The sequence below is a fragment of the Zhongshania sp. genome, from assembly GCF_041623545.1.
Taxonomy (GTDB): Bacteria; Pseudomonadota; Gammaproteobacteria; order Pseudomonadales; family Spongiibacteraceae; genus Spongiibacter.
On the sequence record NZ_JBFJWS010000154.1, the window covers coordinates 1 to 7,525 of the forward strand.

At 52.2% G+C, this 7,525-nt stretch carries 7 protein-coding genes; 5 read left to right on the forward strand and 2 right to left on the reverse strand.

Going from position 1 to position 7,525, the window contains the following annotated elements; translation table 11 throughout:
* Window positions 1-620, reverse strand: a 620-nt coding sequence (locus tag ABYT30_RS12895) for an SDR family NAD(P)-dependent oxidoreductase (RefSeq protein WP_373096838.1), incomplete at its 3' end; no start/stop codon positions are given.
* Between the two features lie 182 nt (window positions 621-802).
* Between ABYT30_RS12895 and ABYT30_RS12900 the strand changes: the two genes are divergently transcribed.
* The 5 genes from ABYT30_RS12900 to ABYT30_RS12920 all read left to right on the forward strand — a co-directional run bounded on the left by ABYT30_RS12900 (window position 803) and on the right by ABYT30_RS12920 (window position 6,622).
* Window positions 803-2,029, forward strand: a complete 1,227-nt coding sequence (locus ABYT30_RS12900) for a CaiB/BaiF CoA transferase family protein (RefSeq protein ID WP_373096840.1) — start codon at window positions 803-805, stop codon at window positions 2,027-2,029.
* A 45-nt stretch (window positions 2,030-2,074) separates the two neighbouring features.
* Window positions 2,075-2,365, forward strand: coding sequence for a hypothetical protein (locus tag ABYT30_RS12905; RefSeq protein ID WP_373082228.1), 291 nt, complete (start codon window positions 2,075-2,077; stop codon window positions 2,363-2,365).
* 10 nt (window positions 2,366-2,375) lie between these two features.
* A complete protein-coding gene (locus ABYT30_RS12910) occupies window positions 2,376-3,872 on the forward strand; it encodes a class I adenylate-forming enzyme family protein (RefSeq protein WP_373082226.1) in 1,497 nt (498 codons plus the stop codon).
* 285 nt (window positions 3,873-4,157) lie between these two features.
* Complete coding sequence (locus tag ABYT30_RS12915) at window positions 4,158-5,519, forward strand: malonyl-CoA decarboxylase (protein ID WP_373096842.1); 1,362 nt, start codon at window positions 4,158-4,160, stop codon at window positions 5,517-5,519.
* 245 nt (window positions 5,520-5,764) lie between these two features.
* Window positions 5,765-6,622: an SDR family NAD(P)-dependent oxidoreductase gene (locus ABYT30_RS12920; protein WP_373096845.1), complete on the forward strand. Its 858-nt coding sequence runs from the start codon at window positions 5,765-5,767 to the stop codon at window positions 6,620-6,622.
* 15 nt (window positions 6,623-6,637) lie between these two features.
* Here ABYT30_RS12920 and ABYT30_RS12925 read toward each other — a convergent pair.
* Window positions 6,638-7,525: molybdopterin dinucleotide binding domain-containing protein (locus ABYT30_RS12925; protein WP_373096846.1), on the reverse strand; the 888-nt coding region annotated here is incomplete at its 5' end.

Here is a 7,525-nt window from a genome sequence, read left to right on the forward strand (position 1 = left end):
GTCGCCCGCGCCATGGCTGGGGTGTTAAAAATACCCGGCTGAATGCTGTTAACCCGAATACTTTCCCGCGCCAAATCCCGCGCTATTGTTAAGGTCATACCGACAACAGCAGCCTTAGAGGCCGAGTAGGCCGCCTGGCCCATCTGACCTTCGGTCGCTGCCGCTGACGCGGTGTTAATCACGACGCCACGCTCACCATCGACCGGATCCAGGGTCATCATACCCGCTGCTGCGCGGGTAATGCAGCGGAAGGTACCTACGGTGTTCAGGCGCAACACCCACTCAAATTTATCACTGGGGAAAATCGTAATTTCACCCGTTTTCTTGTCTCTACGCGCAGTCGGAATTGCATTTCCGCCGCCTGCACAGCACACCAACACCCGCTCTTGACCATTGGCCGCCCGCGCCTTAGCAAAGGCCGCATCGACACTTTCGTCGGATAAGACATCACACTGGCAAAATATCGAGCCAGTTTCCTTAGCTGCCGCCTCGCCAATTTCTTCGTTTAGGTCAAATATGGCAACCTTAACGCCCGCAGCGCGCAAGGCCTGCACCGTGGCCAAACCCAGCCCAGACGCGCCGCCAGTGACGACCGCTGAAAGTGAGGAATCAATTTTCATGTGCTACTCTCCTATTTGCTTATAAATTATTACATCAGAGACATTTAGCCTGAAAGACTAGGGTAGCCCGCCACTAATGCAGTTAAAACGCAGCTTAAAACTTATACCCCAAAAGGCAGCCCTATACAACAACGCTGTTGAATAGTATTATAACTCACTAATCATCAATTAGAGGAGTTCGCATGACACAAGTAATGAAGGGGATTCGGGTCCTCGAAGTGGCGCAATTCACTTTTGTTCCTGCTGCTGGTGCGATTCTCGCTGACTGGGGCGCTGATGTAATCAAGATAGAGCATCCGGTTCGCGGCGATACTCAACGCGGCTTTGTTCAGCTGGGCGGTATTAAAGTCAACCCCAACCGCAGCCCATTCATTGAACACCCTAATCGCGGCAAGCGCAGTGTCGGTGTCGACATTTCAACTCCAGAAGGTATGGAAGTAATATACGAACTGGCCAAAACCGCCGACGTCTTCCTAACCAATTACCTACCTAATCAGCGCCAAAAAATGAAGTTCGACATAGAACACATTCGCGCGGTAAACCCCAATATCATCTATGCTCGCGGCAGCGCGTACGGCGACAAAGGTGCGGAACGCGACACTGGCGGTTTTGACGGCACGGCCTTTTGGAATCGCAGCGGTATTGCCAACGCGCTAACCCCAAAAGAACTGGGCGGCCCACTCTCCCAAGGCATACCCGCCTTTGGTGACTCTATTGGCGGTATGAATATCGCTGGCGGTATTTCAGCGGCACTGTTCCACCGCGAGCGCACCGGTGAAACCAGTGAGATCGATGTATCCTTGCTGAGTACAGCTTGGTGGGCTTCCGGAACATCAATTGACATGGGGGCAGACAGCGGCGAAATCATGGGTAACCGCATGCCCATGTCAGGCGCCAACCCCGGTAACCCGCTGATGGGCAACTACTACACCTCAGACGGTGAAACCATCAATATGTGTACCCTCACGCCGGGCCCGCACATCAAAAACTTCTTTGAGCATATCGGTCAAGCTGAGCTAGCCGACGACGAACGTTTTTCGACCCCCAAAGCACTGATGGAAAACTGGGAAGCTGCCAGTGACATTATTGTTAAGGCCTTCGCAGAAAAAGATTTCGCCTACTGGCGCAAAAAGCTTAAGTCCTATACCGGTCAGTGGGCACCAGTACAAAGTCTGCTGGATATCGCCACCGACGACCAGGCCTTGGCTAACGATATGTTCTTCGAAGTCGAAGCGTCTGACGGCGGTGCCCCCATCAAACTGGTACGGGGCCCGGTGCAATTTAATCACGCGCCAGTACAAACTACCCGCGCTCCCACCGCCTCTGAACACACCGAAATTGTGTTAATGGAAATGGGCATGGAGTGGGATAAAATCGAAGAATTAAAATCAAAAGGTGCTATTGCCTAAACACTGCCCCTGCAATCAAAACTGCCGAAATTTTAAGAGGATATTATGAAACCAGGAACGAAACTTAAAAGTACTGTATGTGACACCGAAGTCATGGTCATTCGCGGCAGCGACGCTGAAGTTGCTTGCGGTGGCGCGCCAATGGCCGATGCCAAGCCCGCTGAACTAGGCACAATTGACAGCGCTTTCGCCGAAGGCACTAATATTGGTAAACGTTACGTCGACACTGCCGGCACGGTTGAGCTACTTTGCGTAAAAGCAGGCAAAGGCTCCCTATCGATAGACGGTGTGATTCTCCAGACTAAAGACGCCAAACCACTGCCGTCTTCCGACTGAAGGATCGCCAATGAATATTTCGCTTATTCTGCAAATGGCCGCAGATACCATGCCCGATCGTATTGGCTTGGTTTGTGATGGCCGACGCTGGTCATACAACGCCCTACTCCGCGCCGCCCAAGGTGTCGCTGCGAATCTTGAAAGCAATGAATGCAGTTTCGTCGCCCTGCTCGACGAAAGCAGCGAAGCGGCGCCTATCGCGCTATTTGGTGCCGCGCTCGCAGGAATACCCTATGTGCCACTAAATTATCGACTGGCCGACGCCGACCTAGGTGCACTGCTGGATCGTATCTCTCCTGCTTATATTGTTGGCGATGTCGAGCGCGTAAAGCGCCTTAGCCCCAATGGCAATCACCAGTGCTTCGCCCGCAACGACTTTGTTGCTGCCGCTGAAGCCGCTGCTGAAGGCGCATCAGGCGAAGAAAAAGAAGGCGAAGGCATTGCCGCGCAAATTTTCACCAGTGGCACCACCGCAGCGCCGAAAGCCGCGCTGCTGCGTCATTCTAATTTGTTGGGTTATATTTTAGGCACCGTCGAATTTTGCTCTGCCGAAGAAGACGACGCCGCACTGGTCTGTGTACCGCCCTACCATATTGCCGGTATCGCTGCCCTGCTTAGCTCCATTTACGCCATGCGCAAAATTGTGATGCTACCCGCATTTGAACCAGATGCCTGGCTCAATTTAGTCGCCGCGGAAAAAGTATCTAGCGCCTTCGTGGTCCCCACCATGTTGTCGCGCATAATTTTACGTCTGGACGAGGGCCTTGAAGCTGATCTAAGCTCACTTAAGTCTATCGCCTATGGCGGCGGCCGCATGCCCTTGGAGCTGATTGAAAAAGCACTCGACTTATTCCCAACGACGAACTTCACTAACGCCTACGGCCTGACCGAAACCAGCTCGACCGTGGCCCTACTTGGCCCGGAAGACCACAGAGAAGCACACACCTCCAGCGACCCAGCTGTGCGCGCGCGCCTCGCCTCGGTTGGCAAGCCCTTGCCCACTATCGAATTAGAGATACGCGACGAGGACGGCAAACTCCTGCCAGCCGGCGAACGCGGCGAAATCTATGTACGCGGCGAACAAGTGTCTGGCGAATACCGCGGACGCAGCGCGCTTGATGCCGAAGGCTGGTTCCCAACACGCGATGCCGGTTGGTTAGACGAGGAAGGTTTCTTGTTCTTGGCGGGTCGGGCCGATGACGTTATCGTCCGCGGCGGTGAGAATATTTCACCGGGCGAAATCGAAGACGTATTAAGTACTCACCCCGCCATTGCCGATTCCGTCGCCGTGGGCGTCCCGTCTACTGAGTGGGGCGAAGCCGTGGGTATCGCCGTCGTCATTAAACCTGGCCACGCCACCCCAAGCGATGACGAGCTTCGCGCCTTAATTAAAGACCGCTTGCGCTCGTCGCGCGTACCGGAACGCATTGCAGTATTGCCAGAATTACCTTACAACGAAATGGGTAAACTGCTGCGTCGTGAGATTCGGACTCTGTTCAATAGCTAATCACTAGCCCACCACTAACAGCTCGCGTCTTTCGCGGCTGTTAGTGTTTTTCCCAGAACACGCTTAAGAATGTCACAAACCTATCTCCGGAATTCCGTCATTGACGTAATGCTTGCGGCGCTTAGAAAATAGATAGGCAACATCCCGAATGGAAAAACACCTCTTAGTGCGGTCAAATGAGCCAAGAAAAATCGATTAGCGACTGCAACAATATTCCGAAAGGGTAAACTATATTCGGTGCTAAGGTATTTCCACTAGCATGAAATTTGGAGCAAATAGTACGCAATGACAAAGTTTAGTGAATGGGTTAGCTCCATCGCCGAGGCCGGCCGTGAATTGGTGCCTCGCAAGAACCGGCAAGACAAGAGCCAGAATCTATACAGCCTCTGCCAAGAGCTCTGCAGCAGTAAGGGCGAAGCCATGGGCACGGCGATTGCTCACGATGTTGTCAAAGCGTATATGAACCTCGGTGAATCCGAGCGTGTGGATTTTTTCTATATGCTACTTACTGAATTTAGCCCTGACCCAGCAGACATACTGCGCTGCGCCGAAGCTTTTAAGCTCAAGTCCGATCGCGCCAACTACAAAGCCCTCAGCAACGCGATCGCTGCGCCACGCCTGCACTTATTCCGCAGTATTAATATGGCTCCCCAGGGCACGGCAACGCTTATTCACATGCGCAGAGACTTGCTGAGCGTGCTCGGAGATTACCCTCAATTTGTGGGCATCGACGAAGACCTTAAACACCTGCTAATCTCGTGGTTCAACCGGGGCTTTTTAACTTTAGAGCAAATTTGCTGGCGCACCCCCGCGCATATCCTTGAAAAGTTAATCGCCTATGAAGCGGTGCACGAAATGAGCGGCTGGGACGACCTACGTCGCCGACTCGCCGATGACCGCCGCTGCTTTGCTTTTTTCCATCCAGCATTAGAAGACGAACCGCTGATCTTTGTCGAAGTTGCCCTAGTCAAGGGTATGGCGGGTAATGTACAAGAATTACTCGCTAAGCCAGGAGCTGCGAGTCCGCAAGTAAAATCAAAATCCAGTAGCGCAGTCAAACTGATCAAGCCCCTTAGCAGTGATCAAGAAGACTTTGACACCGCGATCTTCTACAGCATTAGCAATTGCCAGGAAGGCTTAAAAGGCATTTCATTTGGTAATTTTCTAATTAAGCAAGTCGTTTTGGAATTGCGCCACGAATTTGAACAGCTCAAACGCTTTGCCACATTGTCACCAATACCCGGCTTTCGGCGCTGGCTCAACACTGAATTAAAGCAAAGCGACCTAAGCCTAATTTCTGAAGAAGAACGTACTCATCTGGAAATACTGCAACACAAAGAGTGGCATAAAGATCAAGAAAGCTGCGAAATTTTACAACCACTACTGACTCGGCTCTGTGCCCATTATTTAGCGAATGCAAAAAAAGGCACGGAGCCCTTGGATCCCGTTGCTCGCTTTCACCTAGGAAATGGTGCTCAAATCGCTCGGTTAAATTGGCTGGGCGACACCTCCGCCAACGGAATTAAGCAATCTGCGGGCTTGCTCGTGAATTACGTCTACAAGCTCAAAATGGTAGAACAGAATCACGAGGCCTATGTAAATAACGGCGAAATCGCGATGTCTGCAGAAATTCAAAAACTACTTTAATGGCACCGAGAGGGGCTAACGCCCCTCGCACACACCTGCTATGGCAGACAAATGTGGTCGCTTGCATAAGTAACAGCACCCTAAAAATTACGATTATAAAAAAATTTACAATAATAAAATCACAATATACAGCCCAGAAAAAAACGAAAAACATCAAACTAGCAGCGCATTCTTAGCGCTTCATTTATCGATACGCAAGCTCACTTACGGCGGATAAAATCCGCCACCATAACGGGAGGCAGGCCATGCAAGCCAACGACATTCAACTAACTGATCAAGTCGCCATCATCACCGGTGGTGGCGCGGGTATTGGTCGCGCCATTGCGCTCGCCTTTGCTGCCGTTGGCGCCGATATTGTTATAGCCGATATTATTCCAGAGCGCTGCGAGGAAACCGCTGCGCGAGTGAGTGAACTCGGACGAAGAGCCCTCGCCCTTCCTACCGACATGGCCGACACCGATCAGGTTAACGTCATGGTTGAAGCCGCGCACAAGCATTTTGGCCGCATCGATATTCTTGTCAATAATGTTGGTGGCGTGAGTCCCAAACCCTTCTTAGAGCAGTCAGAACGCTCTTGGCATCGTCATATCAATTTAAACTTGGTTAGCATGCTCGCGGCGACATCTGCTGCGGCCCCGCATATGGTCAATGCGGGTCGTGGCGGCAGTATTATCAATGTCGCCAGCATTGAAGCGTCCCGCGCCGCACCCTATTACGCAGTTTACGCCGCCTGCAAAGCTGGCATGCTCAATTTCACTCGCAGCTTGGCGCTGGAGCTCGCCGACAACGGTATTCGCGTGAATGCCATTGCCCCCGACTACACCCTTACCCCTGGATTACAGGGCAATATTAAAGGCCCCGTCGATCCAAGCACGTGGATACAAGCAAGCCCAGCCCAACAAGAGGCCACCGCACGCCGCATTCCCCTTGGCCGCACGGGTATCGACAGTGAATGTGGCAACGTAGCGGTATTTTTGGCCTCAGCCATGAGCACCTACGTCACTGGCACAGTCATTCCGGTAGACGGCGGCAGCTGGGCCTCGAGTGGTTGGTTACGCAATAAAGCGGGCAAGTGGACCTTAGTTGGCGATGTAATCGAATAGTAAGCGACAGGGCTTTTACTGCCGGCGAATATTCACCGGCACGCCCGAAAAGCGCGGCATAAAATTAATTGGTTCAAGATATTGCTGCAAGGACGTTAGTCGCCCAGTAAAGCTACCCCCTTGCTGTAAGGGACTGGCCTTACCGCGCATCCGACCAAACATATGGGTCATCGATATTACCCCCGAACGCAAACGGTCTTCGCCTTTGACAAGGGCCTGAATTTTCCCGGCCTCAGATTCGATTTCAACATTATCGCCATCGACCACGCCCTCTTTAATCATGTCTTCGGGGTTCATATACGCCCAGTTCACTGGGTATTTTTTGCGGCTGCGACTACCGTCGCGGTAGGCGCTGTTCATGGCCTCCAGGATTCGTCGACTGGTCAGCTGATAAGCAAAGCGGTTATCGACTACTTCATTTAATACCACCTCTAACTCTGCCGCGATATCTGTGGGACACAATGCCAAGCGCGCACCGTTGTCTTCTGGCGCGGCTTGCACAAACTGCGGCTCGATATCCGGCCTTACGCCTGAGGGGTTTGCTTTAATCACATCAAAGGGCACGCGGCTTCGCTTGCACAAAAAGCGAATCATTTCTTCTGGATCTGGTGGGGCCGTCATATCCAATGGCAAGCCATCTTTGATATCGTCGAAATTTAGACCATAAGTCCAGTATTTAAGCGTCAAAGGCAGCTTCATATAGGCCGCCACACCCCAAAAAAATGCCCAGTCGTCAATGACGTCGCCGGGCTTATCAACTACCGGTGGCGCATATTGCACAAAAGCCTCTGGGTAAAGACCATCACCGGGCATACTGATATCGTGACGTTCAAAGGGTTGCGACGCCGCAATAACGTAATCGGCAAGCTCCGCAGTTTCATTCATCCGCGAGTCCAATACCAC